The organism is Kribbella sp. NPDC051718 (genome assembly GCF_040681515.1).
In the GTDB taxonomy this organism is placed as follows: domain Bacteria; phylum Actinomycetota; class Actinomycetes; order Propionibacteriales; family Kribbellaceae; genus Kribbella.
Window position 1 is genome coordinate 318,940 of record NZ_JBFAYZ010000002.1, and the last position, 26,733, is coordinate 345,672.

At 67.5% G+C, this 26,733-nt stretch carries 29 protein-coding genes; 11 read left to right on the forward strand and 18 right to left on the reverse strand.

Annotation, left to right across the window (positions count from 1 at the left end):
• Positions 1–90 precede the first annotated feature (90 nt).
• From AB0M15_RS08150 to AB0M15_RS08170, 5 genes are all read left to right on the forward strand, one after another.
• A complete protein-coding gene (locus AB0M15_RS08150) occupies positions 91–528 on the forward strand; it encodes an NAD(P)H-dependent oxidoreductase subunit E (protein WP_344845361.1) in 438 nt (145 codons plus the stop codon).
• Entirely contained in the window at positions 525–2,102 is a 1,578-nt protein-coding gene (locus tag AB0M15_RS08155) for an NADH-ubiquinone oxidoreductase-F iron-sulfur binding region domain-containing protein (RefSeq protein WP_363815247.1), read from the forward strand. Before AB0M15_RS08150 ends, AB0M15_RS08155 begins: the two co-directional genes overlap by 4 nt.
• 76 nt (positions 2,103–2,178) lie before the next feature.
• Complete coding sequence (gene fdhF, locus AB0M15_RS08160) at positions 2,179–4,992, forward strand: formate dehydrogenase subunit alpha (protein ID WP_363815249.1); 2,814 nt, start codon at positions 2,179–2,181, stop codon at positions 4,990–4,992.
• Complete coding sequence (locus tag AB0M15_RS08165; RefSeq protein WP_363815251.1) at positions 4,989–5,213, forward strand: formate dehydrogenase subunit delta; 225 nt, start codon at positions 4,989–4,991, stop codon at positions 5,211–5,213. Before fdhF ends, AB0M15_RS08165 begins: the two co-directional genes overlap by 4 nt.
• Positions 5,210–6,508, forward strand: a complete 1,299-nt coding sequence (locus tag AB0M15_RS08170) for a molybdopterin molybdotransferase MoeA (protein ID WP_363815254.1) — start codon at positions 5,210–5,212, stop codon at positions 6,506–6,508. The genes AB0M15_RS08165 and AB0M15_RS08170 overlap by 4 nt, the downstream gene beginning before the upstream one ends.
• Here the strand turns inward: AB0M15_RS08170 and AB0M15_RS08175 are convergent.
• From AB0M15_RS08175 to AB0M15_RS08200, 6 genes are all read right to left on the reverse strand, one after another.
• Positions 6,505–6,984 (reverse strand): SRPBCC family protein, encoded by a 480-nt coding sequence (locus tag AB0M15_RS08175; RefSeq protein ID WP_363815256.1) that lies wholly within the window; start codon positions 6,982–6,984, stop codon positions 6,505–6,507. The genes AB0M15_RS08170 and AB0M15_RS08175 overlap by 4 nt on opposite strands.
• The gene (locus AB0M15_RS08180; protein WP_363815258.1) at positions 6,981–7,502 is read right to left on the reverse strand and encodes a hypothetical protein; all 522 of its coding nucleotides are present in this window, start codon (positions 7,500–7,502) and stop codon (positions 6,981–6,983) included. Before AB0M15_RS08180 ends, AB0M15_RS08175 begins: the two co-directional genes overlap by 4 nt.
• 38 nt (positions 7,503–7,540) lie before the next feature.
• Entirely contained in the window at positions 7,541–7,714 is a 174-nt protein-coding gene (locus tag AB0M15_RS08185) for a hypothetical protein (RefSeq protein ID WP_363815260.1), read from the reverse strand.
• Positions 7,715–7,818: 104 nt separating this feature from the next.
• The gene (locus tag AB0M15_RS08190; protein WP_363815262.1) at positions 7,819–8,835 is read right to left on the reverse strand and encodes a hypothetical protein; all 1,017 of its coding nucleotides are present in this window, start codon (positions 8,833–8,835) and stop codon (positions 7,819–7,821) included.
• Positions 8,836–8,893: 58 nt separating this feature from the next.
• Positions 8,894–9,331, reverse strand: a complete 438-nt coding sequence (locus AB0M15_RS08195; protein ID WP_343970451.1) for a MerR family transcriptional regulator — start codon at positions 9,329–9,331, stop codon at positions 8,894–8,896.
• A 22-nt stretch (positions 9,332–9,353) separates the two neighbouring features.
• Positions 9,354–10,400 (reverse strand): aminotransferase class V-fold PLP-dependent enzyme, encoded by a 1,047-nt coding sequence (locus tag AB0M15_RS08200; RefSeq protein WP_363815264.1) that lies wholly within the window; start codon positions 10,398–10,400, stop codon positions 9,354–9,356.
• Positions 10,401–10,442: 42 nt separating this feature from the next.
• Between AB0M15_RS08200 and AB0M15_RS08205 the strand changes: the two genes are divergently transcribed.
• The gene (locus AB0M15_RS08205; protein WP_363815266.1) at positions 10,443–10,748 is read left to right on the forward strand and encodes a GNAT family protein; all 306 of its coding nucleotides are present in this window, start codon (positions 10,443–10,445) and stop codon (positions 10,746–10,748) included.
• Here the strand turns inward: AB0M15_RS08205 and AB0M15_RS08210 are convergent.
• From AB0M15_RS08210 to AB0M15_RS08220, 3 genes are read right to left on the reverse strand one after another with little or no spacing between them, the layout of a single operon-like run.
• The gene (locus AB0M15_RS08210; protein ID WP_363815268.1) at positions 10,732–11,292 is read right to left on the reverse strand and encodes a hypothetical protein; all 561 of its coding nucleotides are present in this window, start codon (positions 11,290–11,292) and stop codon (positions 10,732–10,734) included. The genes AB0M15_RS08205 and AB0M15_RS08210 overlap by 17 nt on opposite strands.
• Before the next feature lie 9 nt (positions 11,293–11,301).
• Complete coding sequence (locus AB0M15_RS08215; protein WP_363815270.1) at positions 11,302–11,760, reverse strand: Rieske (2Fe-2S) protein; 459 nt, start codon at positions 11,758–11,760, stop codon at positions 11,302–11,304.
• 14 nt (positions 11,761–11,774) lie between these two features.
• Positions 11,775–12,359, reverse strand: coding sequence for a DUF6529 family protein (locus AB0M15_RS08220; RefSeq protein ID WP_363815272.1), 585 nt, complete (start codon positions 12,357–12,359; stop codon positions 11,775–11,777).
• 130 nt (positions 12,360–12,489) lie between these two features.
• Between AB0M15_RS08220 and AB0M15_RS08225 the strand changes: the two genes are divergently transcribed.
• Positions 12,490–13,545, forward strand: a complete 1,056-nt coding sequence (locus AB0M15_RS08225) for an aldo/keto reductase (protein WP_363815274.1) — start codon at positions 12,490–12,492, stop codon at positions 13,543–13,545.
• A gap of 150 nt (positions 13,546–13,695) precedes the next feature.
• Here the strand turns inward: AB0M15_RS08225 and AB0M15_RS08230 are convergent, their stop codons facing one another.
• Both AB0M15_RS08230 and AB0M15_RS08235 read right to left on the reverse strand, forming a co-directional pair.
• Positions 13,696–14,763: a peptidoglycan-binding protein gene (locus AB0M15_RS08230; RefSeq protein WP_363815276.1), complete on the reverse strand. Its 1,068-nt coding sequence runs from the start codon at positions 14,761–14,763 to the stop codon at positions 13,696–13,698.
• A gap of 162 nt (positions 14,764–14,925) precedes the next feature.
• Positions 14,926–15,351, reverse strand: coding sequence for a MarR family winged helix-turn-helix transcriptional regulator (locus AB0M15_RS08235; RefSeq protein ID WP_363815278.1), 426 nt, complete (start codon positions 15,349–15,351; stop codon positions 14,926–14,928).
• A gap of 62 nt (positions 15,352–15,413) precedes the next feature.
• Between AB0M15_RS08235 and AB0M15_RS08240 the strand changes: the two genes are divergently transcribed.
• The gene (locus tag AB0M15_RS08240; RefSeq protein ID WP_363815280.1) at positions 15,414–15,818 is read left to right on the forward strand and encodes a VOC family protein; all 405 of its coding nucleotides are present in this window, start codon (positions 15,414–15,416) and stop codon (positions 15,816–15,818) included.
• A gap of 5 nt (positions 15,819–15,823) precedes the next feature.
• On the opposite strand, the gene AB0M15_RS08245 is transcribed toward AB0M15_RS08240, so the two are convergent.
• From AB0M15_RS08245 to AB0M15_RS08255, 3 genes are read right to left on the reverse strand one after another with little or no spacing between them, the layout of a single operon-like run.
• Complete coding sequence (locus tag AB0M15_RS08245; RefSeq protein WP_363815282.1) at positions 15,824–16,207, reverse strand: hypothetical protein; 384 nt, start codon at positions 16,205–16,207, stop codon at positions 15,824–15,826.
• Positions 16,208–16,263: 56 nt separating this feature from the next.
• Positions 16,264–16,890, reverse strand: coding sequence for a response regulator transcription factor (locus AB0M15_RS08250; protein WP_363815284.1), 627 nt, complete (start codon positions 16,888–16,890; stop codon positions 16,264–16,266).
• Positions 16,887–18,197 (reverse strand): ATP-binding protein, encoded by a 1,311-nt coding sequence (locus AB0M15_RS08255; RefSeq protein ID WP_363815286.1) that lies wholly within the window; start codon positions 18,195–18,197, stop codon positions 16,887–16,889. The genes AB0M15_RS08250 and AB0M15_RS08255 overlap by 4 nt, the downstream gene beginning before the upstream one ends.
• An 85-nt stretch (positions 18,198–18,282) precedes the next feature.
• On the opposite strand from AB0M15_RS08255, the gene AB0M15_RS08260 reads away from it, so the two are divergent.
• The gene (locus AB0M15_RS08260; protein WP_363815288.1) at positions 18,283–18,900 is read left to right on the forward strand and encodes a TMEM175 family protein; all 618 of its coding nucleotides are present in this window, start codon (positions 18,283–18,285) and stop codon (positions 18,898–18,900) included.
• Position 18,901: 1 nt separating this feature from the next.
• Here the strand turns inward: AB0M15_RS08260 and AB0M15_RS08265 are convergent, their stop codons facing one another.
• Genes AB0M15_RS08265 through AB0M15_RS08275 form a run of 3 tightly spaced genes read right to left on the reverse strand, consistent with a single transcriptional unit; the run spans position 18,902 to position 21,059 of the window.
• Positions 18,902–19,786, reverse strand: a complete 885-nt coding sequence (locus AB0M15_RS08265; protein ID WP_363815290.1) for a hypothetical protein — start codon at positions 19,784–19,786, stop codon at positions 18,902–18,904.
• A 36-nt stretch (positions 19,787–19,822) separates the two neighbouring features.
• Entirely contained in the window at positions 19,823–20,299 is a 477-nt protein-coding gene (locus AB0M15_RS08270) for a GNAT family N-acetyltransferase (protein ID WP_363815292.1), read from the reverse strand.
• A 40-nt stretch (positions 20,300–20,339) separates the two neighbouring features.
• A complete protein-coding gene (locus tag AB0M15_RS08275) occupies positions 20,340–21,059 on the reverse strand; it encodes a siderophore-interacting protein (RefSeq protein ID WP_363815294.1) in 720 nt (239 codons plus the stop codon).
• A gap of 101 nt (positions 21,060–21,160) precedes the next feature.
• Between AB0M15_RS08275 and AB0M15_RS08280 the strand changes: the two genes are divergently transcribed.
• Both AB0M15_RS08280 and AB0M15_RS08285 read left to right on the forward strand, forming a co-directional pair.
• On the forward strand, positions 21,161–23,761 hold the full coding sequence (locus AB0M15_RS08280; protein WP_363815296.1) for a GNAT family N-acetyltransferase: 2,601 nt from the start codon (positions 21,161–21,163) through the stop codon (positions 23,759–23,761).
• A gap of 133 nt (positions 23,762–23,894) precedes the next feature.
• Entirely contained in the window at positions 23,895–24,542 is a 648-nt protein-coding gene (locus AB0M15_RS08285) for a helix-turn-helix transcriptional regulator (RefSeq protein ID WP_363815298.1), read from the forward strand.
• A gap of 471 nt (positions 24,543–25,013) precedes the next feature.
• On the opposite strand, the gene treZ is transcribed toward AB0M15_RS08285, so the two are convergent.
• A complete protein-coding gene (gene treZ, locus AB0M15_RS08290) occupies positions 25,014–26,732 on the reverse strand; it encodes a malto-oligosyltrehalose trehalohydrolase (protein ID WP_363815300.1) in 1,719 nt (572 codons plus the stop codon).
• Between the last annotated feature and the right edge of the window lies 1 nt (position 26,733).

Below are 26,733 nucleotides of genomic sequence, written 5' to 3' on the forward strand. Positions count from 1 at the left end.
GACCGCGGGGTAACCGCCGGGGACAGTCGTTGTATGACGGCTGAAGTCACGTCCCCGCCCCCTGTCCCGGTTCCCGGGCGTGCCGATCGTGTGCGTGAGATCGCCACGGAGTTGCGCGGTCTGCGGGGTGCGCTGATACCGATCCTGCACGCGGTCCAGGAAGAACTCGGGTACGTCGATCAGCTCGATGTGCCGGTGATCGCGGATGTGCTCAACTTCTCGGTCGCCGAGGTGCACGGTGTCGTCACGTTCTACCGCGACTTCCGGCGTGAGCCGGCGGGGCGGACGACGTTGCGGATCTGCCAGGCCGAGGCTTGCCGGTCGGTCGGGGCGGAGGAGCTCGCGGCGCATGCGAAGCGGCGTACCGGGGTCGGGTTCGGGGAGACGACGTACGACGGGAAGCTGACCGTCGATGAGGTGTTCTGCCTGGGCAACTGCGCGCTCGGACCGGCTGTTCAGGTCGGCGAGAAGTTGCATGGGCGGGTCACGCCGGCCCGGCTGGACGCGTTGCTCGGGGAGGTCCGATGAAGATCTTCGTACCCCGCGACGCAGCCGCCCGATCCGTCGGCGCGGACGAGGTCGCCGAACGAATCGCCGCAGCCGTCGCGGCTAGCGGGCGGGACATCGATGTGGTCCGCAACGGTTCACGAGGCATGCTCTGGCTCGAGCCGCTCGTCGAGGTGGAGACCTCCGAAGGACGGATCGGCTACGGCCCGGTCGCTCCGGAGGACGTCGATGGCCTCGTCGCGGGCGGCCTGCTGGACGGCGGCACGGCGCAGCCTGACGGCAGCGCAGAGCTTGGTAGCGGGCCGGAGCTCGGTGGCGGAGGTTCGTACCTTGGGCTGGTTGAGGAGTTGCCGTGGATGCGGCGGCAGCAGCGGTTGACGTTTGCTCGGGTGGGGGTGGTTGATCCGCGGTCGGGGGATGATCATGCGGAATACCAAGGAAATAAGGGGCTTCGGGCTGCTCTTGCGTTGACTTCGGCTGAGGTGGTCGAGGAGGTCGTCGCGAGTGGGTTGCGTGGGCGTGGTGGTGCGGGCTTTCCGACGGGGATCAAGTGGCGGACAGTGCTCGGGGCGGAGTCCGACCTCAAGTTCGTCTGCTGCAACGCGGACGAGGGCGACTCCGGCACCTTCGCCGACCGGATGCTGATCGAGGGCGACCCGTTCACCCTCATCGAAGGCATGACGATCGCCGCGTACGCCGTCGGTGCCACCGAGGGCTACGTCTACCTGCGTTCGGAGTACCCCGACGCCGTTGAAGCGCTGAACGCGGCGATCCGGACCGCCCGTGAGCGCGGCTGGCTGGGCAGCAACATCCTCGGTTCGGAGCTGACCTTCGACCTGCACGTTCGGGTCGGCGCCGGCGCCTACATCTGCGGCGAGGAAACCTCGATGCTGGAGAGCCTCGAAGGCAAGCGCGGAATGGTCCGCGCCAAGCCCCCGATCCCCGCCCTGGAAGGGCTCTTCGGCCGTCCGACGGTCGTCAACAACGTGTTGTCCTTGGCAACGATCCCGACAATCCTGGCCAACGGCGCCAAGACCTACGCGGCGTACGGGATGGGCCGTTCGCTCGGTACCAACGTCTTCCAGCTCGGCGGCAACGTCGCCCGCGGCGGCATCGTCGAGACCGCGTTCGGCATCACCCTCGGCGAGCTGGTCAACGACCTCGGCGGCGGTACTGCGTCACAACGGCCGGTACGAGCAGTACAGGTGGGTGGGCCGCTGGGGGCTTACCTGCCGGTCGAGCAGTTCGATCTGCCGATGGACTACGAGTCGTTCGCGGCGGCCGGCGCGATGGTCGGGCACGGCGGCATCGTCGTCTTCGACGAGACCGTCGACATGTCCGCGATGGCGCGATTCGCCTTCGAGTTCTGCGCGGAGGAGTCCTGCGGCAAGTGCACGCCGTGCCGGGTCGGCGCGGTCCGCGGGGTCGAGACGATCGACCGGATCCGCCGCGGTGAGGACCGCAAGAAGAATCTCGTCCTGCTCGACGACCTGTGCGACCTGATGACCGACGGCTCGCTCTGCGCGATGGGCGGCCTCACCCCGCTGCCCGTCCGCAGCGCGGTCCGCCACTTCGGAGAGGACTTCATTTCATGAACGAGCGCAGCGAGTTCATCATTCAACACAGCCGCCATCGTGTCTCATCCGCGCCCGGAGCGAAGCGAGGACGTGGATGAGCATGCTCAAGGAACCGGACTTCGGTACGCCGGCGCGCAAGGGCGAGGCGACCGTCGAGCTGACCATCGACGGAGTGAGCGTCGCCGTCCCACCCGGTACGTCGGTGATGCGCGCCGCCAAGCAGGCCGGCCTCGACATCCCCAAGCTCTGCGCCACCGACAACCTGGAGGCGTTCGGGTCCTGCCGGCTCTGCATCGTCGAGATCGACGGCGCCCGTGGCACCCCGGCCTCCTGTACTACGCCCGTCGCCCCCGGCATGGTCGTGCGGACCCAGAACGAGAAGCTGGGCAAGCTGCGACGGGGCGTAATGGAGCTCTACATCTCCGATCACCCGCTGGACTGCCTGACCTGCTCGGCCAACGGCGACTGCGAATTGCAGGACATGGCCGGAGTCACCGGCCTCCGCGAAGTACGGTACGGCTCTGGGGTCGACGCCGGTGCCAACCACCTGGACGCCCCGACCGACACCTCCAACCCGTACTTCGATTTCGACGCCTCCAAGTGCATCGCGTGCTCGCGTTGCGTTCGGGCGTGTGACGAAGTACAGGGCACGATCGCCCTCACGATCGAAGGGCGCGGCTTCGACTCCAAGGTCGCCGCGGGTGCGGGCGTCTCCTTCATGGAGTCGGACTGCGTCTCGTGTGGCGCGTGCGTGCAGGCGTGCCCGACGGCAACCCTGCAAGAGAAATCGGTCATCGAGCTCGGCATGCCGACCCGATCCGTCGTGACCACTTGCGCGTACTGCGGGGTCGGGTGCTCCTTCAAGGCCGAGCTGCGCGGCGACGAGCTGGTCCGGATGGTGCCGTACAAGGACGGCGGCGCGAACGAGGGTCACTCGTGCGTGAAGGGCCGGTTCGCCTTCGGGTACGCCAGCCACCCCGACCGCGTGATGGAGCCGATGGTCCGGGACGCGATCACGGATCCGTGGCGGAAGGTCTCCTGGGAAGAGGCGATCGGGTTCACGGCCCGGCGGTTGCGCGAGATCCAGGCTGCTCACGGGCAGGGCTCGATCGGCGCGATCACGTCGTCGCGGACCACCAACGAAGAGGTGTACGTCGTCCAGAAGATGGTGCGAGCCGTCTTCGGCAACAACAACGTCGACACCTGCGCGCGGGTGTGCCACTCACCTACGGGCTATGGGCTGAAGCAGACGTTCGGCGAATCGGCCGGCACCCAGGACTTCAGCTCGGTGGACGACGCCGACGTCATCCTGGTGATCGGGGCGAACCCGACAGACGCGCATCCGGTGTTCGGGTCGCGGATGAAGAAGCGGCTGCGGCAGGGCGCGAAGCTGATCGTGGTCGATCCGCGGCGGACGGACCTGGTGCGGTCGCCGCACATCGAGGCGGCTCATCACCTGGCGCTGGCGCCGGGCACGAACGTCGCCGTGGTCAACGCGTTCTCACACGTGATCGTGACGGAGGGGCTGGTCGACCAGGCATTCGTGGACGAGCGGTGTGAGGACTTCGAGCAGTGGGCGACGTTCATCGCGGGGCCTGAGCACAGCCCCGAGGCGGTTGCTGAGCTCACCGGCGTACCGGCGGCTGAGATCCGGGCTGCTGCGCGGTTGTATGCGACTGGTGGCAATGGCGCGATCTACTACGGGCTCGGGGTGACCGAGCACAGCCAGGGGTCGACGACCGTGATGGGGATGGCGAACCTGGCGATGGCGACCGGCAACATCGGGCGGTCGGGTGTCGGGGTGAATCCGCTGCGCGGGCAGAACAACGTGCAGGGGTCATGCGACATGGGGTCGTTCCCGCACGAGCTGCCCGGGTATCGGCATGTGTCGGACGACGATGTGCGGGACGTGTACGAGAAGTTGTGGGGTACGCCGCTGCTGAACGAACCAGGGCTGCGGATCCCCAACATGTTCGACTCAGCGATCGACGGGTCGTTCCGGGCGCTGTTCGTTCAGGGTGAGGACATTGCGCAATCGGACCCGAACACGGCCCACGTGTTGGCGGCGCTGGGGGCGATGGAGCTGGTCGTCGTACAGGATCTCTTCGAGAACGAGACCGCGAAGTGGGCGCATGTGCTGCTGCCGGGGACCTCGTTCCTCGAGAAGGACGGGACGTTCACGAACGCGGAGCGGCGGATCAACCGGGTCCGGCCGGTGATGGCGCCGAAGACCGGCAAGCACGAGTGGCAGATCATCTGCGAGATCTCGCAGGCGATGGGGTATCCGATGCACTACGAGTCGTCCGCGCAGATCATGGACGAGATCGCGATCACCACGCCGACCTTCGCGGGGGTGTCGTTCGCGCACCTGGACGAGGTCGGGTCGGTGCAGTGGCCGTGCAATCTCGATGCGCCGAACGGGACGCCGATCATGCATGCCTCCGAGTTCACCCGGGGGAAGGGGCGGTTCATGGAGACCGTCTACGTGCCGACGACGGAGCGGTCGACACGGAAGTACCCGTTGATTCTGACGACGGGGCGGATTCTCTCGCAGTACAACGTGGGGGCGCAGACCCGGCGGACGGCGAACGTCGCTTGGCATCCGGAGGACATTCTCGAGTTGCATCCGCATGACGCCGAGGTGCGCGGGATCGAGGACGGGTCGACGGTCGCGCTGACGAGTCGGGTCGGGCGGACGACGTTGCGGGCCAGGTTGTCGGAGCGGATGCCGGTCGGGGTTTGCTACACGACGTTCCATCACCCGGTGACCGGGGCGAATGTGATCACGACGGACAACTCGGACTGGGCCACCAACTGTCCGGAGTACAAGGTGACCGCCGTGCAGGTGGATCTGCTGGTGGAGCCTTCTGCTCCTGGTGTCGTGCGTGAGGCGGTGCCGGTGCTGTGAGCGGGTCTTTTCCGCCGTCGGCGCGGCTGGCGAACGAGATCGCGCGGCAGTTCGGGCACAAGCCGCCGGCCGATGCGGCGACCGCCATCGCAAATCACATCAAAGCGGTCTGGGATCCGCGGATGAAACGGGCGCTGGTCGACTATGTTGATGCGGGCGCCGACGACCTCGATCCCGTGGCCGTGCTGGCCGCCAACCAGGTCCGGGCGACATTGAAGTGACGCAGGTCGAAGGCGAGGTGGCGGCGGTCGTCAGACGTCATGCCGCGGCGGCACTGCCCTGGGACGCCGCCCGGGAGCTGGCGCACGCGGTCGCCACCCCACTCCCACCGCGCGGCCTCCCACTGGCCGACGCGGCCGGCTGCGTCCTGTCCACGCCGCTGGTCTCGCCTGCCCTGGTACCGCCGGTAGACCGCGCCGCCATGGACGGGTACGCCGTACGCGGCCCCGGACCGTGGAAGGTCGTGGGAACTCTCCTGGCCGGCTCTGCTCTCGCTGGGCCACTAGCTGACGGCCAGGCCTACTCGATAGTTACTGGCGCTGCCGTCCCCACCGGTACCACCGCAGTACTCCCCGAAGAGCAGGCAACCCGCTCAGTCGACAAGGTGGACGGCCCTGCAGACCCCGGCAGCCACATCCGCCGAGCCGGCGAAGAATGCACCCCCGGCGAACTCCTACTCCCCGCAGGCACCCTGATCACCCCCCAAGCCCTAGGCCTAGCCGCCAGCCTGGGCCTGGATCGCCTCTCGGTCATCCCTCGACCCCGAGTCCTGGCCTTGATCACCGGCGACGAACTCACCCACCGAGGCCCCTCGGCCCCAGGCCGAACCCGAGACGCCATCGGCCCCATGCTCCCCACCCTCATCACCCAAGCCGGCGCAGCGCTCGCCGCACCTCCGCCCTCTGCCAGCACGCCTCTCGCCTGCTCTGGGGCGCCTTCGCTGTCAACCACCGCCGCGGCCCCCAGGGCCGCGGCGGTGCACCTGCCGGACTCGCGCGATGCGCTCGTGACTGCTCTTGCCGGTGCTGAGGCTGAGGTGATCCTGGTGTCCGGCTCGTCTGCCTCCGGGCCTGCTGATCATCTGCGGGGTGCGCTTGCCAGTCTGGGGGCTGAGTTGGTGATTGATGGGGTGGCTTGTCGGCCGGGGCATCCGCAGGCGTTGGCTCGGTTTGCGGATGGGCGGGTAGTGGTGGGTTTGCCGGGGAATCCGTTGGCGGCGTTGACTGCGTTTCTCACGCTCGGGGTTGCGGTGATCCGGGGGCTTCGGGGTGAGCAGTTGGACAAGTTGGCGGTGGCAGCTGTGGTTGGTGGGGTGGATTGCCATCCGACGAGCACCCGGCTGGTACCGGTGCGGTTGAGCCCGCAGGGCGTAGTACCGGTTGGGCACGGTGGATCGGCGATGTTGCGGGGTGCTGCGGCGGCGGATGCGTTTGCTGTGGTCGACCCGGGACCAGCGGAAGCCATCGCCGCCCGCCTGCTACCGATGGACCCGGGCACCCGCCCGTGGGGCATCTAAACGGATTTCACCATCGCCGCGATCGTCAACTCCATGTTCCGCCCCAGCTCGTCCAGCCGCCGCTGCTTGGTCTCCTCGGCCCGACCAGGGTCGGCCAGCACACCGAAACGCATCCCGCTGTCGCCCGGCCCATGCGTGAACCACTGCCGGATCAACGTCTCCTCGCCGCGCGCCACCAACTCGTACTCCCAATGCGCGAACGGCAACTCCTCCCCACCGAACACATCCCACCCAAACCGGCTAGGCTCCTCCGCCACCGTCACCCGGCACTGCACCTCGGTCTTGAACCCATCCGCAAACTCGTTCCGCGCCTCGAACCAGGCCCCCTCCGCCGGCCCATCAGCACCATCCACCCACGCCCCGTACACACACTCAGGACTCCACCGCCCATACCCCGCCACATCAGTGATCGCCCGCCAAACCTCCGCGACCCGCACCCCCACCAGCACCTGAACCTCGACCGTAGCTCCGGTCACTCCATAGTCATCCATACCAGCGACGTCGGCCCAGCATCCCCCACCTCGACATTTCGCCGCTTTCGCCGCCGCCCACCCACCGCCGGCGCCACGATCGACACATCGATGGCCATCACACCAACCGCAAACGCGACACTGCCGAGCCGCCAGTCACCCAGCCCGAGCAAGGCGAGAGCGCCGGCCAGGACCGAGAGCAGATACGCCCTCACCGGCTCGCTCCCAGGCCGCCGATACGTCTTCAACAACGTCGGTACGGCGGCAGCCGTATCAGCCAGCACACTGAAGAAGAGCGCCCAGTGCGGCCCCAGGATCACGGCTGGTCCGAGTGCGTACGACATCGTCAGCCATGCCGCCGCGCCCCGTCCGTCGAGATGCTGGGCGGCACCAGCGATCAACGGTGTCGACGTCCAGAAGCACCAGCTCACAAGACTCGGACGGGCCGTCCGCCGGTACGTCGCGATGGTGTAGGCGACGCTGCCGAGCAGTCGGACCGTCAGGGCCAGCACCAGCAGCGTCATGCACCTCGATACGCCGGCCCTCAACCGATCGGATCAGTTCAGTTCGAGCGGCGGAACTGTCCGCGCACCACGCGCGACAGAATCTTCGGGGCCAGCAACGACTCCGGCCCCGCGAGAAGATTTGCCACTCGGAGGAACTGCAGGCCGACTACCGGATCCACCTCGGCCGCACGATGCAGATAGCTGATGTAGCCGTTGAGCACCTTCTGCATTGCCGACCGCTTCCCCTCCACGTGCGGGAATCGGAGGTCAGCGCTTGTCGAGAGTTCCCAGGCCGGGCCGACCAGTTTTGCTGCGCCTCGGAAGTAGCGCTTGGTCAGGTTGTCCGAGCTCTTTTCGAGGCACTCGCCGAGCATTGCGCGGTCAGTGCCGCGATCGTCATGCCCTGGCCGTAGGCGGGATTGAAACAGCACAACGAGTCGCCCGTTGCGATGAACCCCTCGGGTAGGCGGTCGCAGTTCTCATAGCGGCGCCGGACGCTCGGGCCGATCCGGAATCGGACCGGGTCACCGAGCGGCTCGGCCTTGCTGACCATTCGATGCAGTTCAGGCCCATCGAGTCTGGCCGCATAGTCCTCGAAGGCTCCCGGCAGCGCCGGCGGCGGATCGTCGGTGAACCCGACCAGCGTCACCAACCACGTGTTGTTCTCGTTGGCGCCGACACCGCACCCGACCGGGTTGGCCGGGTAGTGCCCGCTGATCACGCCCGTGAAGTCCTGCGCCTCCGGATCATGCCGGTACTGCCGGGTGCTGTACATGAGGCCCGCCTTGACCACATCCTCCGGCGCCGCCGCATACCCGAGCTCCGCCAGCCAAGCCTCCCCGCGATTGCTCCGCCCGCTCGCATCCACGACGAGACCGGCCGCATACTCCCCGTCCTCGGTCCGTACGCCGGTGAGCCGATCCCCCTCGGCCACCAGCCCGGTCACGGCGACCCCATCGAGCACCTTCACCTCGGGCTGCCCGGTGACGAGGTCACGCAGCGTCGACTCGATCAGCGGACGGCTGGCCATCAGCCCATCGAGATCCGAAGGACCCCGGCGTACCAGGTGCCCGTCGTTGTACCAGAGCACGTCCCCCAGGAGATCGGCGCTGACCGCACCCCGGGCGATCAACTCGGCGCTGTACCCAGGTACCAGCTCCTCGATCACCTTCAACCCACGAGCGAGCAACCCATGGGCGTGCCTGCTCTGCGGAGTCCCCTTGCGATGCGTGGCCGGCCCGGACAGCTGGTCGCGATCGATGATCAGAACCTCGCCGAACCACCTGCGCAGGACCTGCGCGGTGAGCAGTCCGGCAATGCTTCCCCCGATGACGATCGCGCGATTCTCCATTGCTCCAGCTTGTTCCGCCGGAGCGTGCCTGGGCCCGCGCTTTAGGGCACTCCCAGGGTCAGACCGCCTGGTCCGCCTGGTCCTGGGGCTGGTGGGACGGCGAGACCCAGAGGCTGTCGGCGGTGCCCCGATCGAGGTGCTCGGTGTAGATGTCGACCTTGTAGGTGATCACCCGCAGGCACTCGGTGAGTTCCTCGATCTGGGCCGCGACGGCCTCCTGGTGGCTCTTGAGCAGCGCGAGCCGATCCGCCTCGTTGCCGGTGCCCTGGCGGACCAGGTCCGTGTACCGGCGGATGGTGTCGAGCGGCATCCCCGACGAGCGGAACTTGATGCACATGTCCAGCCAGTCGACGTCGTCCTCGGAGTACACGCGCCGGCCGTTGCCCTCCCGGCGTACCGGCTCGGCGAGGATGCCTTCCCGCTCGTAGAACCGCAGCGCGTGCACGCTCAACCCGGTCCGCTCGGAGACCTGCCCGATGCTCAATCCGTCCGTCATGCCCACCACCCTAGAGTCAGCTCTAGGTCTTCACCAGTCCTTTGAGAGCGTCCAGCGCGAGCTGTACGTCCGCCCGCGTCGAGTAGACATGGAACGACGCGCGCAAGTTGCCACCACGAACCGCAGCCCGTACGCCGGCCGCCGCGAACGCCTCCTCCGCGCCCGGGATCGACGCGCTGACGATCGCCGAATCGCCCGGCGGCAGCCCGATCCCGGCGCGGAACTCGTTGGCCAGCGCGAGGTTGTGCGCGTGGATCGTCTCGACCCCGATCTGCTCGATCAACTCGAGCGCCGGAGCGGCCCCGACGAAGCTGAACCAGGCCGGCGACTGGTCGAACCGGCGAGCATCCGGCGCGAGCTCCATCTGCGGCCCGTAGTACGAGCCATGGACGTTGCGACCGGCATACCAGCCCGCCTGCAACGGGCGGCAGCGCTCCTGCAGCCGACGCGACAGATATCCCAGAGTCGCGCCCCGCGGAGACATCAACCACTTGTACGTATGGGTGATCAGCGCATCGACGCCCTCCACCGTCAAGGGCAGCCATCCCAGCGCCTGACTCGCGTCGATCACCAGCAACGCGTCGATTTCCTTGCAGGCGGCAACAACTTGAGTCAGGTCGAGCACCGTCCCGGTGGCGGACTGAACCGCACTGACCGCCACCACATCGACACCCGGCTGGATCGCATCGACGAACTTGTCCGTACTGGCCGCCACCACCTCGACGCCACGATCCGCATGCACCATCCACGGATAGACGTTCGAGGTGAACTCGATGTCGTCGACCAGCACCCGAGCCCCATCCGGCAACCCAGCCGCGATCGGCGCCACCGCCGCCGACACCGTGCTCCCCACGAACACATCGCCCACCTCGGCCCCCACCAGCCGCGCGAACGACTCCCGAGCGCGAGTGGTCGACCCATCCCACGGCTCCCAGGTCGTCCTCCCCACCTGCCAGTCATGCAGGACCGCCTGCAACGCCTCCCATGCGGGCCGCGGCGGCAACCCGTACGAAGCAGTGTTCAACCAACCCGGCTGCGGCTCCCACAGCCCTGCGAATTCCGAACTCATCCGGTGCTCTCCTGTGCTGCGTAGTGTCGTCGTCAGCTCTATGTGAGCACATCCTCGAGGAGGAGGGCCTGTGAGATCGGATACTGCGCTCATCCTGCCGCGCGTGGTCGTGGGCTGATCACGGGCGCTGTCGGGCGGGTGATCGAGCAGGCGTTCCTGTCGGTCGACCAGGGCGGGCTCGGGCGGCGCCGGCTGGAACTCGTCGCCGCCCGAGGGAATCTGGCTTCCATCAACGTTGCCCTGCGCAACGCGTTTACGCAGACCGGAGTCCGGCGCGCGGCGGACCGGCGCCGGGACGGTAGCTACGAGGACCTGTTGACGTTCGACCTGCTCAGCGAGGAGCGTTGAGGCGTTTGCCTGCTGGGCTGAGGACGTGCCAGGTGCCTTTCAGGCCTTCGCCCAGGACGTCGCCGGGATTCTTGTCCTTGGCGAAGCGGTAGAGCGGCCAGCCGTTGAGGGTGGCCTGGATGCCATTGTCGGGGCGGACCAAGGTGCCCAGCTTGGCTTGGCTGACGCCGGCTCCGGCGAGGATGCCGGCCTTCTTGACGTAGACGGGTTTCCAGGCGGCGAGGCAGGGCGCGCTCTTGCAGACCGACTTCGAGGGATCCCGGCTGTCCAGCACGGACATGTAGAGGGTGAAGCCTTCGGCGTCTACGGCGACCTGGCCGAGTTTCGTAGTACCGGCTTTGATCACCACTGGTTCTTCGACGGGCTTGGATGGAATGGCTTTTGCGGGCGGTTTGCTGGCAGCAGCCGGTGGTGCCTGTTGTGGCGGCGGGGCGACGGCAGGAGCCGGCGCGGTGGTGGCGACGTTGCCGACGGCGGGGCTGAGGGCCGCTACCGCTATGGTCGCGCCGATCACCCACACCATCGTCGGCAGACTCTTCAACATGATGAACCCCTACGCCTGGAAGATCGCGCCGTCGCGCTGCTCGACGGCGACCGCCGGCAGCGGGGACTTGGCCGGTCCGGCGACCCGTTCGCCCGTACTGGCGTCGAACTTGCTGCCGTGGCACGGGCAGTTGATCGTGCCGTCGCCGACCTCGGTCACCACACAGCCCTGATGGGTGCAGATCGCCGAGAACGCGCAGACCTTGCCGCTCGCGTCCTTGGTCAGTACAAGGCTCTGGTCCTTGAGGATCACGCCGCCACCGGCCGGGATGTCGGCCACCTTGGCCAGCGCCGCCGGACCCGGCGCGGCACCAGTCGTCCCCTGTGAGACTGGCGCCGAGCTGGCCGGCTTCCCTGCAGTAGAAGGCTGACCCGCGGTCTGCGGAGGAGCTTGTTGCACGACGCAACCAGTGAGTACTGCGGTGGTCGCGGCGCCTCCCGCGATCAGTACCGCCCTGCGTTCGATCATCTTCTTTTCTCCTGTCAACGCAGTGGGACGCCGGATTGAGTGAAGTACCAAAGAGCCGCGGAAGCCCAGGCCCCGATCAGCAAGGCGAACAACAGCCCGCCCGAGATCGGCAGTGCCCAGCTCGGCATCTTGTTGGCCCGCAAGGCGAGCATCTTGGTGGTGAACGCGCCGTAGAAGGCGCACCCGAACAGCGAATGCAGTGCCGTTCTGGTGTCGAACGTGCTGAACCCGAGACTCCACAGGCAGTGGTACGCGACCGGCAACGTCGCGACGAACGCCACCGCTCCACTCCACCGATGCAGCTGCGACAGCACCGCCGGCGCCTTGCGCTTGACCGGCAGCCGCCCGTACATCCACATCGCCGACACCACCTGGAACACGGCCAGTACGACCGCCGCCGTGGCCAGCCAGGCCTTCATCGGCGTGAGATTCGTGAACCCCACGATCAACGCCAGCGGCCGCCCGGTCGGCGTATGCGTCTTCCCGTAGAACCCCAGGGACACCGCGACCAACGCACCGACGACGGCAAACCCCAGCAACACAACGGTTCCCCGCTTCGCCGGCGTCTTGTCCGGCGGCGCAACCACGTCCGTACTCATGTCCCCTCCAACGGGCTCGTCTGCGGTCTATACGTCGGCATCCACGAACCGGTTCAACGGGAATGGCTTGACCTAGAGAAGGCTCTAGCTCCTAGGTTCTGCGCTAGACCACAGAAGCGAGGAGTTGGACATGCGCTACCGCACACTCGGCGGAACCGGTATCGAGGTGAGCGTGCACTGCCTCGGCACGATGATGTTCGGCTCGGTCGGCAACCCCGACCACGCCGACTGCGCCCGGATCCTGCACACCGCCCTCGACCAGGGCATCAACTTCGTCGACACCGCCGACATGTACTCCAGCGGTGAGTCCGAGGAGATCGTCGGGAAGGCGCTGAAGGGGCGCCGCGAGGACGTCGTACTGGCGACCAAGGTGCATTTCCCGATGGGCGAGGGCCCCAACCGCGGTGGCAACTCGCGGCGGTGGATCACGTTTGAGGTCGAGGAGAGTCTGCGACGGCTGGGCACGGACCGGATCGATCTGTACCAGGTGCATCGGCCGGATCCGGCGACGGACATCGAGGAGACGTTGTCGGTACTGACCGACCTGGTCAGGGCCGGCAAGATCCGCGCCTTCGGGTGCTCGACGTTCCCGGCCGAGGAGCTGGTCGACGCGTTCCACGTGTCCGAGCGACGTGGGTACGGCAAGTTCCGTACCGAGCAGCCGCCGTACTCGCTCGTCACCCGTGGGATCGAGCGGTCGGTGCTGCCGACGACGCAGCGGTTGAACATGGGCGTACTGACCTGGAGCCCGCTCGCCTCCGGCTTCCTGTCCGGCAAGATCCGCAAGAACCAGCCGGTGGACCTGGGATCGGGTCGGGCAGCGCTGACTCCGCACCGCTTCGACCCTTCACTACCGGCCAATGCGTCAAAGTTCGAGGCCGTAGAGCAGCTTGCTGAGCTCGCCGACCAACTCGGCCGAACGCTGCCCGAGCTCGCGCTGGCGTTCGTCACGTCGCACCCGGCGGTGACGTCGGTGATCATCGGCCCGCGCACGATGGACCAACTAACCGGCCTCCTGAAGGGCGCCGACCTCACCCTCGACGACGCCACCCTGGACCGCATCGACGAGATCGTCCCACCCGGCACCGACCTCCACCACTACCAGTCCGACGGCCTCTGGCAATCCCCCGCCCTAACCGACCCCCTAAAACGCCGCCGCCCGCCAACCGACCGCGCCGCCGCCTGACCCGCCCCCACCCGTCCCACCCGCCCGTCCGCCCCGCCCGCCCCCGCCTCGGCCTGCCGACATCTCAGGGGTTAACCCCTGAGATGTCGGGTTGCCCAGCCGGATTCTCGCTAGGCAACCCACCAACTGCGGGGTTAACCCCTGAGACGGTTAGCGGCCGGATTGGAGGGCGGTCCAGGTGGCGGGGCCGACTACGCCGTCGACTATTAGTTGGCGGGTGCGCTGGTAGTCGCGGGCGGCGGTGTCGGTGGCTGGGCCGAACTGGCCGTCGATGACTACTGTGCGGCCGAGGGCTGCTGTCAAGGAACGCTGTAGTTGGCTGACCGTGGTGCCGGTTGAGCCGTTGCGGACTGTCGTCTTGTCACCGGCGGCGAGCAATGCGGTCCAAGTAGATGCGCCGACGACTCCGTCCGACGTGAGTCCGACCCTGGTCTGGAATGCCTTCACTGCATCGGTTGTGGCCGCGTCGAAGGTCCCGCTCGGCTCGTTGACGCCACCGGCCAAGCACTGCGCCGCCTTGACCGCAGCGCCCGTCGAACCTTCCTGCACCGTCGGGTAGCTGGTGAAGTCCAGGTTGGTGGCGCCGCACGTCTGCGCCCCGTTGACGAACGACGTCGCCGCCGCCTGTCCCTTGCTCAAGGCATCGGTCTGGCTCTCTATCGGCACCGACTTCACCCCGGGGAACAGGATGTACGTGACGACCGCGCCCGAAACGCCTCCACTCGACGGGTTCGGGTTGATGCCGAGCTGCTGGGCGAGCTTGTACGAGCCCTCACCGATGATCCCCGTCGGACCCTGGTCGCCGACGACGGCGTACGCGACCTTGTCCTGGTAGACGACCGCGGCAACCGTCCCGCCGGCGATACCGGCCGTCGAGTAGTTCCAGATCGAGCTCGACAACGGGACGACGATGAACGGCAGCCCGGCGGAGTTCAGCGGCTGGCCGTTCGACTGGTTCCACGAGGTGGCCGGCTGGAACGACGGATCGGTGTTCTCGTTGCACTGGGTCGTGCGCTGACCGTCGCAGTCGACGTCGAAATCGGCCGTCCAGTGCACGGCCCCACCGGTCTTGCAGACCGCGACGGTCCGCGAACCGCCGGAGTCGTGCGCGTACTTGCCGTTCGACAGCTGGGTCTCGCAGCCCGCCGTCTTGTCCTTCAGCTGCTGGGCGGTCGGCCCGGCCAGTTCTGCTGCCTGCGCCGGCGCGATGGTCGTCAAGCTTGCGATGAGGGCCGCGAGCAAGGTTGCGAGAAGCAACAGGCGGCGGGGGTTCGGTTTCGTTGCTGAGCGGGGCGGCTGCATCGGATCCTCCAGAGTTGAAGCCCGAAGACGAAACTTTCTGGCCAGAGAGTACCGATGCCCGTTAGATTTTGACAGAGGTTACTTCTTTTGACGGTGGATCTTCACCGCGAGATCGCGCAGCGTTGCCCGTTCGGCCGCCGTCAACGGCGCCAGCGTCGCCTTCTCGACCTCCCGTACTACGCTCCGCCCTGCCCCCAGCGTCTTGCGCCCACCGGCCGTCAGCGTCACCCGGTAGCGCCGCCGATCGGCCGGGTCGCGATCCCGCGCCACCAGCCGCCGGTCGATCAGCTCGTCCATCAGCCGGACCATGTCACTCGGGTCCATCCCCAGCGCCGCCGCCAGCGCGTTCTGCGCGACCGGCCCGCGCTCGTCGAGCTCCGCCAGCGCGGCGAACTGCCACAGCGTGAGCCCGGGCTTCTCGCCCAGCCGGTCCGCGATCGCCCGGCGGCTCGCCACCGCCACCTTGTGCAGCACGAAGGTGGTCGTTCCCAGCAGCGTCTCCATCGGCATATTGTAGGCTTCGACCAATAATTGGTATTAACCCACTAATCTTCGGAGAGTCGACGATGGATGCGCTCTACCCCCGGCTGCTGGTCCGCGATTTCCCTGCCACCGTGGAGTTCTATCGCGGTGTCCTCGCCGACCTGTTCGGCGTGCAGCCGGTGAAGGTCGTGCCCGAGGCGAGCTATGCGAACTGGGATCTCGACGGCCAGGCCGGGCTGGTGCTCTTCGGCCGCGCGATGATCGCCGGCACGGTCGGCACGACCGGGTTCGCCGCCGAAGTACCGGCGCAGGACCGGTCGATGCTCGTCTTCAAGGTGGACGAGGTCGACGCAGCGGTGAAGGTCTTCACGCAGTACGGCGGCACGGTGGTCGCCGAGGCGCAGGACCGGCCGCAGTGGGGCCCGAACCTCCGCACCGCCCACCTCCGCGACCCCGAAGGCAACCTGCTGGAACTGCAGTCCTACTGATCGACCTACCCGTGCCCTTTGGAGCCGTGCTCCGAGGACTCGCCTTTGCCGCCGCCCTTGTCGTCGCCGGGCTCCGTGGTGCGGGTGGTGGAGCTGGGGGTCGTTGTCGGCTCGTCCCGGCGGCCGCCGTGGTCGTCCGGGGTAGTGGTGACGGCGGCTGGCTTGGGGTGAACAGTCGCGGGTGGCGGGAACCAGAGAGGCGCGGGCGACTGGCCCGGTGTGCCGGGGTCGAAGGCTGACCAGACTGCCGTAGTACCGGCGACCAGGCCGGCAGCCGCGATGAGGCCGAGCAAGCCGGTACCGACCCAGGCGAGGTAGCGGGTCGACCGTGCGGACTCCGTGTCCGGCCGCTGGGTCTGCAGCACTATCGGGCGGTCCTCGGGGTCCATACGTCGATAGTGCGCCGAGCTGTCGCGTCTAGACCATCGGACCTTGGTACTAGTACCTACTGCTCGGGCCGGCGCTGGCGCTGCGCCCAGAGCGCCGCCTGGGTGCGGTCTGTGACGCCCAGCCGCTGGTAGATGTTGGTGAGGTGCGCTTTGACCGTGCGCTCACTGATACCCATCTGGCGAGCGATCAGCCTGTTGGGCAAGCCGTCGGCGATCATGTCGAGCACCTCCTGCTCGCGCCCGGTCAGCTTCAGCTCCGGCCCGGGGCTGCGCCGGTTGGTCAGGAGTACGCGCGCAGCCTTCGGATCCAGCGGCGAACCTCCCGCAACCACTTCGCGGATACCGGCCAGGATCACCTCTGGCTCGCTGTGCTTCAGCAGATACCCCTCGGCGCCGGCCTGGAGCGCATCAAGGATCCGTGCCTGATCACTGAACGAGGTCAGCACCAGTACATGCGCAGCCGGGTCCTGCGCCACGATCCGCGCAGTAGCGGTCAGCCCGTCCATCCCAGGCATCGACAGGTCCATCAGTACGACGTCCGGCTTCAACTCGGCCGCCAGCGCCACTGCCTCGTCGCCGTCGCCAGTAGCGCCCGCCAACTCCAGGTCGTCGGTGGTACCGAGCAACTGAGCCAGGCCGGTCCGTACGATCGCGTGGTCGTCGACGATGAGTACCCGGATCATCTGACCGGCACCTCGACTTCCACTCGCGTCCCCTGGCCTGGCGCGGCCCGTACGGTCAGCATGCCACCTGACTCCGCCAGCAGGTCGCCGATCGACCGCAGCCCGAGGTGTCCGTCGCTACTCCGCTCATCCAACCTGGTCTCGTCGAACCCGCGGCCGTTGTCGTCAACCACGAGAGTCGCCTTGCCAGTAGTACGCCCTGCCTGGATGAGCACCTCCTGAGCGCCACTGTGCGCAGCAACGTTCCGCACGATCTCCTGCGCCGCCCGGAAGAGCAGCGCCGCTACAGCAGGCGGCAGATCCTCCGCCCCTTCGGTTTCAAGCCGTACTGCGGCACCAGTGCGCTCCAGGCCCGCCGCAAGCTCAGCCAGTGCGGACGCGAGCCCCTCCTCGGCCAGGTTGGGCGGGTAGATGTCGACGAGCAGGGTGCGCAGCGAGCCGATACTGCCCCTCAGCCTGGCCGCGCTGTCGGCGATCAGGTCGGCCCGCTGGCCCTCCGTCGGCTTGCCCAGCCGCATGGCATCCAGTGCGTAGTTCAAGCCGGTCAGCTCTTGCACTACGCCGTCATGGAGCTCCCCTGCAATCCGCCGTCGCTCTGCGTCGGAGGCATCCACCGCGTGCTGCAGGAGTCGCTCCCGGTCACGCTGCTGGCGCTGCACCCGGCGGGCCAGCGACCAGGCGAAGGGGATCTGCACCAGCTCCAGCAGGAGCAGCGCACCCAAGGACGGCGGCGCGAACCGCTTCCAGGCGGCCTGCCCTGCCTCGGTGACCGCTTGGTACCGGAAGTACGCCTCGAAGAGCATCGGTTCGCCACCAGGGCCGCGCACCCCGACGTACACCTCGAGCAGTTTCTTGTAGGGGATCTCGAACTGGTTCTCCGGCCGGCTGAGGTCGCTGACCTCGGACTCGCTGCTCCCCTGGATGCGGAGCGCCTCGGTCTCGTCCGGATCCAGCGGGAACGTCTGGCCGATCAGGCGCCGCTCGTCGGAGTACACGATCTTCCCGTCGGCACTCCACAGCTTCACCCGGACCAGTGAGCCCTGCAGTACGTACTGGCGCATGGCAGTGTCGAATGCCTGGAGCGCTGCTGGTTGCCCAGCGACCACATCGGCGTCCAGCCGCGGCTCCACGACGCCGCGGGCAGTCACATAGGTCACCTCGCGTGCCGATTCGCTCGCCTGCTCGGTACCGGCCTGGCGAGCTACGTAGGCGATCAGTGCAGCCAGTGACAGCAGCACGATCACCCCGGCCGCGGTGAAGCGCACCAGCAACCCGACCGTGGACACCGGCGCGCGCTCATCGACCATCCTGGGATCGTATGCGCAGCGTCACTGTTCGGGCAGCCGGACAAATGTGCTAGTACCACCGCCGCCCAGGTGTCAGACTCACCGCGTGAATGCACAGCCGGACCTCGCGGAGACCTCCAGGATCGAGGCCTTCAGCGACGGCATCTTCGCCATCGCCATCACCCTGCTCGTCCTCGAACTGCACATCCCCGAGCTGGAGCCGGGCGAGCGGCTCTGGCCCGCGCTGGTCGACGAGTGGCCGCAGTTCGGGGCGTACCTGACCAGCTTCGCGATCCTCGGCATCATGTGGGTCAACCATCACTCGATGTTCCGGCAGATCCAGCGCGCCGACCGCGGGCTGATGTTCCTCAACCTCGGACTGCTGCTCTGGGCCGCACTGCTGCCGTTCCCGACCAACCTGTTCGCGGAGTTCCTGCAGGACGAGGGCAGCAACGCGCACGTCGCGGCCGCCGTCTACAGCACCAACCTCACGCTGGCCGCGATCTTCTTCAGCGCGATCTGGTGGCATGCCCTGCGCAACCACCTCGTCGACCACCAGATGACGCCGGCCGAGCAACGCAGCTCCGTCCTGCGCTACTCGGTCGGCACACTCCTCTACGCGGCCGCGATCGGCCTGTCCTTCATCTCAGCGCCGATCACGCTGCTCGTCCTGTTCCTGCTCGCCGTCTACTACGGCTTCGAACAGCTCCGCACTCGCGGCTGAGTCACTCGCCGAACGGGATGGCGGCGGGGATGCCGGTCCAGTGGTAGTAGACGGGGTCAGCGTAGGTCTTGGGGATCTTGCCGAGGTTCTGGATCGGGGTGGTGGCGCCGGTGGCGTGGCCGATGGCGTAGAGGTAGGCCGACTGGGTGTCCTTGTCGATGGCGACCAGCAGGGTGCCTTGTCTGCCGCAGCCGTTGGCGGCAAGGAAATCGAAGGCCTGCCAGGTCGAGGCGCGGACCTTGCGGACGACCGGCTTCAGCGTCGCGGTGGTCGGGATATGGATCGTGTAGAGGGCACCGCCCCGCGTGGTCGCGAGGAAGGTCTCGTACGTCGCAGTCTGACTGATCAGCGCGATCGCCTTCACCGCGGCGAATCCCGGGGCGCTCTGGCGATTCGTCCAGACCGTGCCCTTCATCGTCCAGCGCCACAGGGTGCCGTCGTTGCGCAGGGCATATTGCATGGTGCGAGGCGTGGCGCCACCGAAGTACCGGGTGGTTTCGAAGGCTGTGTACGGAGCCCAACCGCTGCCGACCTTGGTGACCGTCGGCGAGGTGTTGTCCACACCGAGGTCGAACTTGCCGAGGTACATGCTGTCGCCCTGGATGACGTACTGCGACACCCGCGATCCCTTCGGACCGTAGAAGTCGTTCACCGCCGTCCCGGCGAGCCGCACCGCTCCGTCGGCGTACAGGCCGGTCGCCTGGACCACCCGCGGGCGCGCCGACATCGGCTTGGTCGAGTAGGTGATCTGGCCACCCGTGTCCCCACCAGCACTGATGAATCCCAGCGGCACCCCGCACGGCGGGTTCGCGGCATGTGCCGGAACAACCGGCGCCAGCGCCAGCGCCCCCACTGAGGCCGCCACCAGCATTCTCGCGATCTTCATCGATCCAACCTCTCCCCAGAGCAGCACCCCTACATCTCAATCGATGCGGCGAACCGGGCGAAGGTTGCGGGAGAATTGGGTGATGGTGATTCCGGGAGCGATCTCGACCTCGGCGCCGGCGCTGTAGCCACGGGAGAGGTAAAGCCTGACCGCCGGTGTATTGGCAGTGCCGGTGGAGACAAGGCTGACCGGCCGGGGCTCCAGCGAATCGAGCTGATCGAGCAACGCCCGCCCATGCCCACGCCGAGCGTGCGCCGGATCGACGACCAGCCGGCTGATCTCGACCGTCTCCGGATCCGGCAGCTCATAGGCGACCGCGGCAACCAGCTCGCCGTCATCGGAGTAGAGCCCGAGCCAGTGCTCCGTCGACGCCATCAGCCCGGCAAGGTCCTCGTGCAGCGGCGGAATCCCGTCGAACCCGATCAACGAGGCCTCCACCGCGTAGGCCAGCCGTTGCACCACCAGCACCCGCTCAGCAGTCGCCGCGTCGGTCAGGTCCAGAGCACGAATCACCCCGTCACGCTAGCGGCGCACGCCCACGACCGCGCGTCAATTACGCCGCGCGCCAGTACCCCAGTGCCTTCACGCGATCCTTCGGGAGCGACAGCTCCTTCAACAGGTACGACGTCAGCGTGCGCGTCGTCTTCGTGTCGCACGCCACCCACACGAACGTACTCGCCGGATCGTCGATCAGTCCCGGCAGACTCGCCTTCACCTCGGCCACCAACTGGTCACCCTTGCGCGGCACCGTCCGCAGCTCGTGGCGCTCCGGATCTATCCGCAGCGGCAGCTCGGCGTCGGAGTCGTGCGTCGTCTCGAAGAAGATCGTCGCCGGCAGCTTCGGCGCCACCGCGAGCAGCGAGTTGATGGCCGGCAGCGAGGCCGGGTCGCCGATCACCAGCATCCGCGGCGGCAGCGGATCCGGTACCGCGAAGTCCGTCCCCTGCAACGTCGCCTCGATCGTGTCGCCCGCCTTCGCGGACAGCGACCAGTCGCTCGCGATCCCCTCGTGCAGCGCGAACTCCATGCTGAAGGTCCCCGCCTCGACATCAGGATCGACCAGCGTGTACGCCCGCTGATGCGGCTTGCCGGCGTGCTGGAACCACAGCCGCACCCACATCGTCGGGTGCACCCCGACTGCCCCGAGCAGCCCGCCGTCGGTGAAGTGCACCCGGCGATAGCGCTCGGTGACCTGTTCGGCACCCGTCACGGTGAATACGAAGTCCTTGCCCCGGAACAGCTTGAGGACGACACCCTCCCAGCCATGCCCCACGACGCACGTCCCTTCCGATCCAGCGAGAATAAGGCGGTTGCAACCCAAGAACCTGACTTGTAAGTTAGCGCAGCCTAACCTAATTAGCGCGAGGATGACGAGTGAACGCCAAGGTCGACCGGGACACCTGGGGTGTACCGCATCTGAGAGCCGGCGACCCGCTCGCACTCGCCTACCTGCAGGGCCGCAACGCCGCGACCGACCGGGCCTGGCAGCTCGAGCTCGAACACCGCCGCGCGCTCGGTACCAGCGCGGCCTTCCTCGGCCCCGAAGCGCTCAGCTGGGACACCTTCGCCCGCCAGGCCCGCCTCGCCGACACCGCCCAGCACTGCTGGGAGAACCTCGACGACGACACTCGCGAATGGGTCGCGGCCTACGTCGACGGCGTCAACCACAGCCTGTCGAGTGCGGCCCTGCGCGCACCCGAGTTCGCCGAGACCGGACTCACTCCGCAGAAGTGGCAGCCGTGGGCGCCGCTCGCCATCTGGATGGCGATCCACATCCTGTTCGCCGGCTTCCCCACCAAGCTCTGGCGCGAGCACGTGGCCCACCATCTCGGCGACGACTACCTCGACCTCTTCAACGCCGAAGGCCCCGACACCGCCGGCAGCAACGGCTGGCTGATCCCCGGCCACCGGACAGCAGCCGGTACGCCGATCATCGCGGGCGACCCCCATCGCTACATCGAGAGCCCCGGCGTCTACCAGCAGATCGGCCTCGCCTGCCCCGAGTACGACGTCATCGGCCTCGCGGTCCCCGGCATCCCCGGCCTCGCCCACTTCGGCCACACCGGCGGCGTCGCCTGGGCGATCACCAACGCGATGTCCGACTACCAGGACCTGTACTCCGAACAGCTCCGCCGCACGACTACCGGGGTCGAAGCGCTAGGCCCCGACGGCTGGCAAGCCGCAACGAAGCACACCGAAATCGTCGAGGTCGCCGGCGCTGACCCCGTCGAGATCGAGGTCATCGAGACGGCTCGCGGGCCGGTCATCATCGGCGGACCGGACGCGTCGCAGGCGATCAGCTTGCGCTACCCGCCTCGAGTCACCCACCGGATCGGGTTCGAGGTCCTCCCCAAGTTGCTGAAGGCGACCACGGTCGCGGACATCGACTCAGCCGTCGACCGCTGGGTCGAGCCGGTCAACGTCGTGATGGCCGCTGACACCGCAGGCGGGCTGCTGCACCGGACGGCGGGTCTGGTTCCGATTCGGCATGAGGACAACCGCCTGCGCGTAGTACCGGCGTGGGAAGCGGAGCATCAGTGGCAGGGCTGGCACGAGTCGATGCCGCGGGCAACCGTCGAGGATGCCGTGGCGATGGCCAACACGCGCCATCTCGCCGAGCCGCTCGGCGTCGACTACGCCGCCCCGCATCGCTACAACAGAATCACCCAGCTCCTCCACGAGCGGACCGACTGGACCGTCGAGACGGGGCCGGTCATCCATCGCGACACCTTCCTGGGCTCCGCGGACTCGCTGCTCGGACTCCTCGAAGACCACGAGGACCTGTCGCCCGAGGCAACCGCTTTGCGAGAAAAGCTCTTTGCCTGGGACAAGCGAATGGACGCCTCCAGCACCGTCGCCTCCAGCTACGCGGCCCTCCGCAGAGCGCTGGTCCGCCGCCTCGCCGAGCACCCGACCCTCGCCGTGCTCGACCAGGACGTCGACCTCCCCGAGATCTTCACTCCCTATCTCGACACGACCGCGCACACCTACTTCGCCCTGGAAAGCCTGCTCGTCGCCAACCTTCCCGACGTCAACGTCAGCTGGCTGGCGCGAGAAGCCCTCGAAGAAGTCGCCCACCACAAGCCGCGCGGCCCTTGGGGTGAGACTCATCAACTGACCCCACTGCACGCCCTGCGGGGACCGGTCTTCGCGGACGGCGAAGAGCACTACGAGTTCGCGCTCTCCGGCGACCACCACTGCGTGATGTCCACCTCGAGCCTGCCCGGCCTGACCGACGTCTGCATCCGCGCGTCCGCCGCCCGCTATGCCTGGGATGTCTCCGACCGCGACAACAGCGCGTGGATCGTCCCGCTCGGCGCTTCCGGCGTACTCGGCGACGCCCACCACCACGACCAGCTCCCGCTCTGGCTCCGCGGCGACCTCGCACCCGTCAACAGCGACCTGACTGCCGAGGACCAAAGCTACGAGCAACACGTCGAAAGCTTCGGCCTGGTGCGGATCCGCCCGGTGATACCCACGGAAGACCTGGACCTCATCCACGAATGGGTCACCGCCGATCGCGCCTCCTTCTGGGGCATGACCGGCCAGACCCGCGAGCAAATCCTCGCCACGTACGAGTTCCTGGACTCCGTCCCCACCCACCAGGCCTACATCGCGGAACTGGACGGCGCACCCGTCGCCCTCTTCCACACCTACGACCCACAAGCCGATCCAGTCGGAACGGCCTACGAGGTCGAACCCGGCGACCTGGGCATGCACTTCCTCGTCGCAGCCGGCGACAACCGCCCGAACTTCACCGGCAACCTGTTCGTGGCCCTAGGCAACTTCATCTTCACCCACCACGGTCACCCCCGCCTGATCGCCGACCCCGACGCCGCCAACACCCCAGCCATCACGCGGATGACTCGCACCGGCTTCACCCTCGGCCCGATCACCACCTACACCCAACACGACAACACCCCCAAGACGGCCCAGCTGGCCTTCCTCTCCCGCGCAACCTTCCTCGGCAGCTGACGTCGCCGGGGCCGCTGGCCTCGCGTTTCATCGAAATGTCATCGCCGCCCCGGATCGTAGGCGCCATGTTCGGTCACTCAGCGCATCCGCCGCCCCGGACCGTCTTGCATGCCATCTCTGGGGGTTCCATCTCATGACTGTCACACTGCTGAACCGCCCCTCGGGCTTCCACCAGGTCCCGGCCCAGGACGGCGTCGCCACCCTGCTGGCCGCCGCCCGGGACTCGGTGCTCGCGATGAGCAACCTCTCTCCGAGCGGGCCCGCCTTCGGCCCACGAGAGGTCCGCCCGGGCATCCGCTACCGCGCGATCTACCCCGACACTGCCCGTACCGCGCCGACCCTGTGCAGGCACCTCGGTGCGATGTCCCTGGCGGGTGTGGCCGTCCGTACCGTCCCGATGGTGCCGATGAACGCACTGGTCATCGACAACTCGATCGCGGTCCTCCCGGCCGACACGACGAACGGCAGCGTCGCAGTACTCCGCTTGAGCAGCGTCGTGACAACTGCGACCGAGCTGTTCGAGCGGGTGTGGCCTGACGCCGTACCGCTGGCAGATTGCGACGCCCCGGTCGGCACGGACCTGTCCGGGCGCGAGCAGGAGATGCTGCGGCTACTGGCGCTCGGCGCGACGGACGAGTTCGCCGCTGCCCAGCTGGGCATCTCGGTCCGGACGGTACGCCGGATGGTCGCGCAACTCATGAAGCGCCTCGGCGCCCGCAGCCGCTTCCAGGCCGGCGTGAAAGCAGCCGACCGCGGCTGGCTATTGGACCGCGCAAGCTGACTCAGTTGATGGCGGGCGGACGGCTGCACCGGTCGGGGTGAGGGCTGCGACCGGTGCGGCAGCGCCAGAGGTCAGGCGCTGGGTCCGTCAGGCGTGGACTTTGTCGTCCTTGGTGTGGTGGTCCCGGGTAGCGGCTCGGCGGTCCGCCGGAGGATGGTCCACAGTGCGTGGTGCTGGGCAGACCGGGCCGCGGGCAATGGGGCCGCCACCTAGCCTCCTGCTCTTCCACTGCTTCTCTTCGTAGTCGTAGTAGGTGTCAACGCCTCCGACAGTCATAGGTGTCCTCCCGGTCGTTCCCCCCGGTCACGGCTCCTGCTGGCCTCCTCTACAGTCCGTCACCACGGAGCCGAATACAAGCGATTCTTGAACTACCCACGAAATACGGACAAATTCTCAGCTTTGTCCAGACTTTCCAACGAGCAAAGGCGTTACGGCCACATTTCGTAAACACTTTCTTCACGGAAAAATCTTTCAGTTCGCGAAGATGGCAACGCTCTCACCCGCGATTCGAACACCGTCCGTGACAATGGTGGCCGCACCGAAAGACATCACCCGGTACGCCGGTACGCCGCCCGCCGGCACCACCGCCTCCTCGGCCGCCAGGTTCACCACCACGCACACCCCACCGCGCCGAATCACCAGCCAGGAATCCCCGGACGAGACCTCCACCGAGGACAACCGATCATCACGCAGCTCCGCGCTCCCGGCCCGAAACGCCAGCAACTCCCGGTACCACCCCAGCAACTCGCGATGCGGCGACTCATCGGCTTCACTCCACGACAGCACCGACTTCCGCCAGGTCGCCGGATCCTGCGGGTCCGGGATCTCCTCCGCATCCCACCCGTACGCCGCGAACTCCCGCCGCCGCCCGACCCGCACCGCGTCGGCCAGCGCCGGCTCGGTGTGATCGCTGAAGTACAGGAAAGGCGTCGACGCGCCCCACTCCTCGCCCATGAAAAGCATCGGCGTGTACGGCGAGGTGATCACCAAAGCGGCCGAGATCGCCATCTGCCCCGGCGTCAACGCCGGCCGATCGCCGAGCGCGCGATTCCCGACCTGGTCGTGGTTCGACGAATAGGCGAGGAACGCCCCTCCCCGCTGCCTCGAAGGATCCACCGGCCGCCCCCAGTTCTTGCCACGAAAGGTCGAGTACGACCCGTCATGGAAGAACACCTGGGTCAGCGTCTTGGCAAATGCCCCCGGCTCGGCGAAGTCCTCGTAATAGCCGGTCTTCTCTCCGGTCAGCAACACATGCAATGCATGGTGGAAGTCATCACTCCACTGCGCCGTCATCCCCAACCCGCCGTCGCTCACCGGCTCGACCGTGCGCGGATCGTTCAGATCCGACTCGGCCACCAACCCCAGCGGCCGCCCCAACTCGACCGACAGCGCAGCGGTCTCCACGGACAACTGCTGCAGCAGATGCTGAGGACTGTCATCGACGAACGCATGGACCGCATCCAGCCGCAACGCGTCGAGATGGAACTCCCGGTACCACCGCAGCGCGTTGTCGCAGATCCACCGGCGCACCTCGGAACTGCCGACGTCATCGAGATTGACCGCCGGCCCCCACGGCGTCGTGTGCTTAGACGTGAAGTACGGCCCGAAGGATCCGAGGTAGTTCCCACTCGGCCCAAGATGGTTGTAGACAACGTCCAGGCACACGGCCAAACCGACCGCATGACACCGATCCACGAACCGCTGCAACTCACCCGGCCCGCCGTACGGCTCGTGCACCGCATACAGGTCGACCCCGTCGTACCCCCAGCCATGCCGCCCAGGGAACGCAGCGACCGGCATCAGCGAGACAACCTCGACCCCCAACGCCACAAGGTGATCCAGGCGCTCCGCAGCCGCCGCCAGCGTCCCCTCCAGCGTGAACGTCCCCAGGTGCAGCTCATAGAACACAGCACCCCGTACGTCCCGCCCGGCCCAACCAGCGTCGCTCCAGGCATGAAGCCCCGCGTCAAAGACCTGACTAGGCCCATGCACTCCGGAAGGCTGCCAAGCACTCCGCGGATCAGGCATCGGCTCACTACCGTCGACAGAGAACGCATAAGGCGTCCCATGCCCGGCATCAGCAACCTCTAGCTCCCACCATCCACCGGAGCCGGGCCGCATCTCCAACGCCGAGTCGAGAACCAAAGAGACGGTAGAAGCAGTGGGAGCCCAGACGGTGAAGGTATGCAAG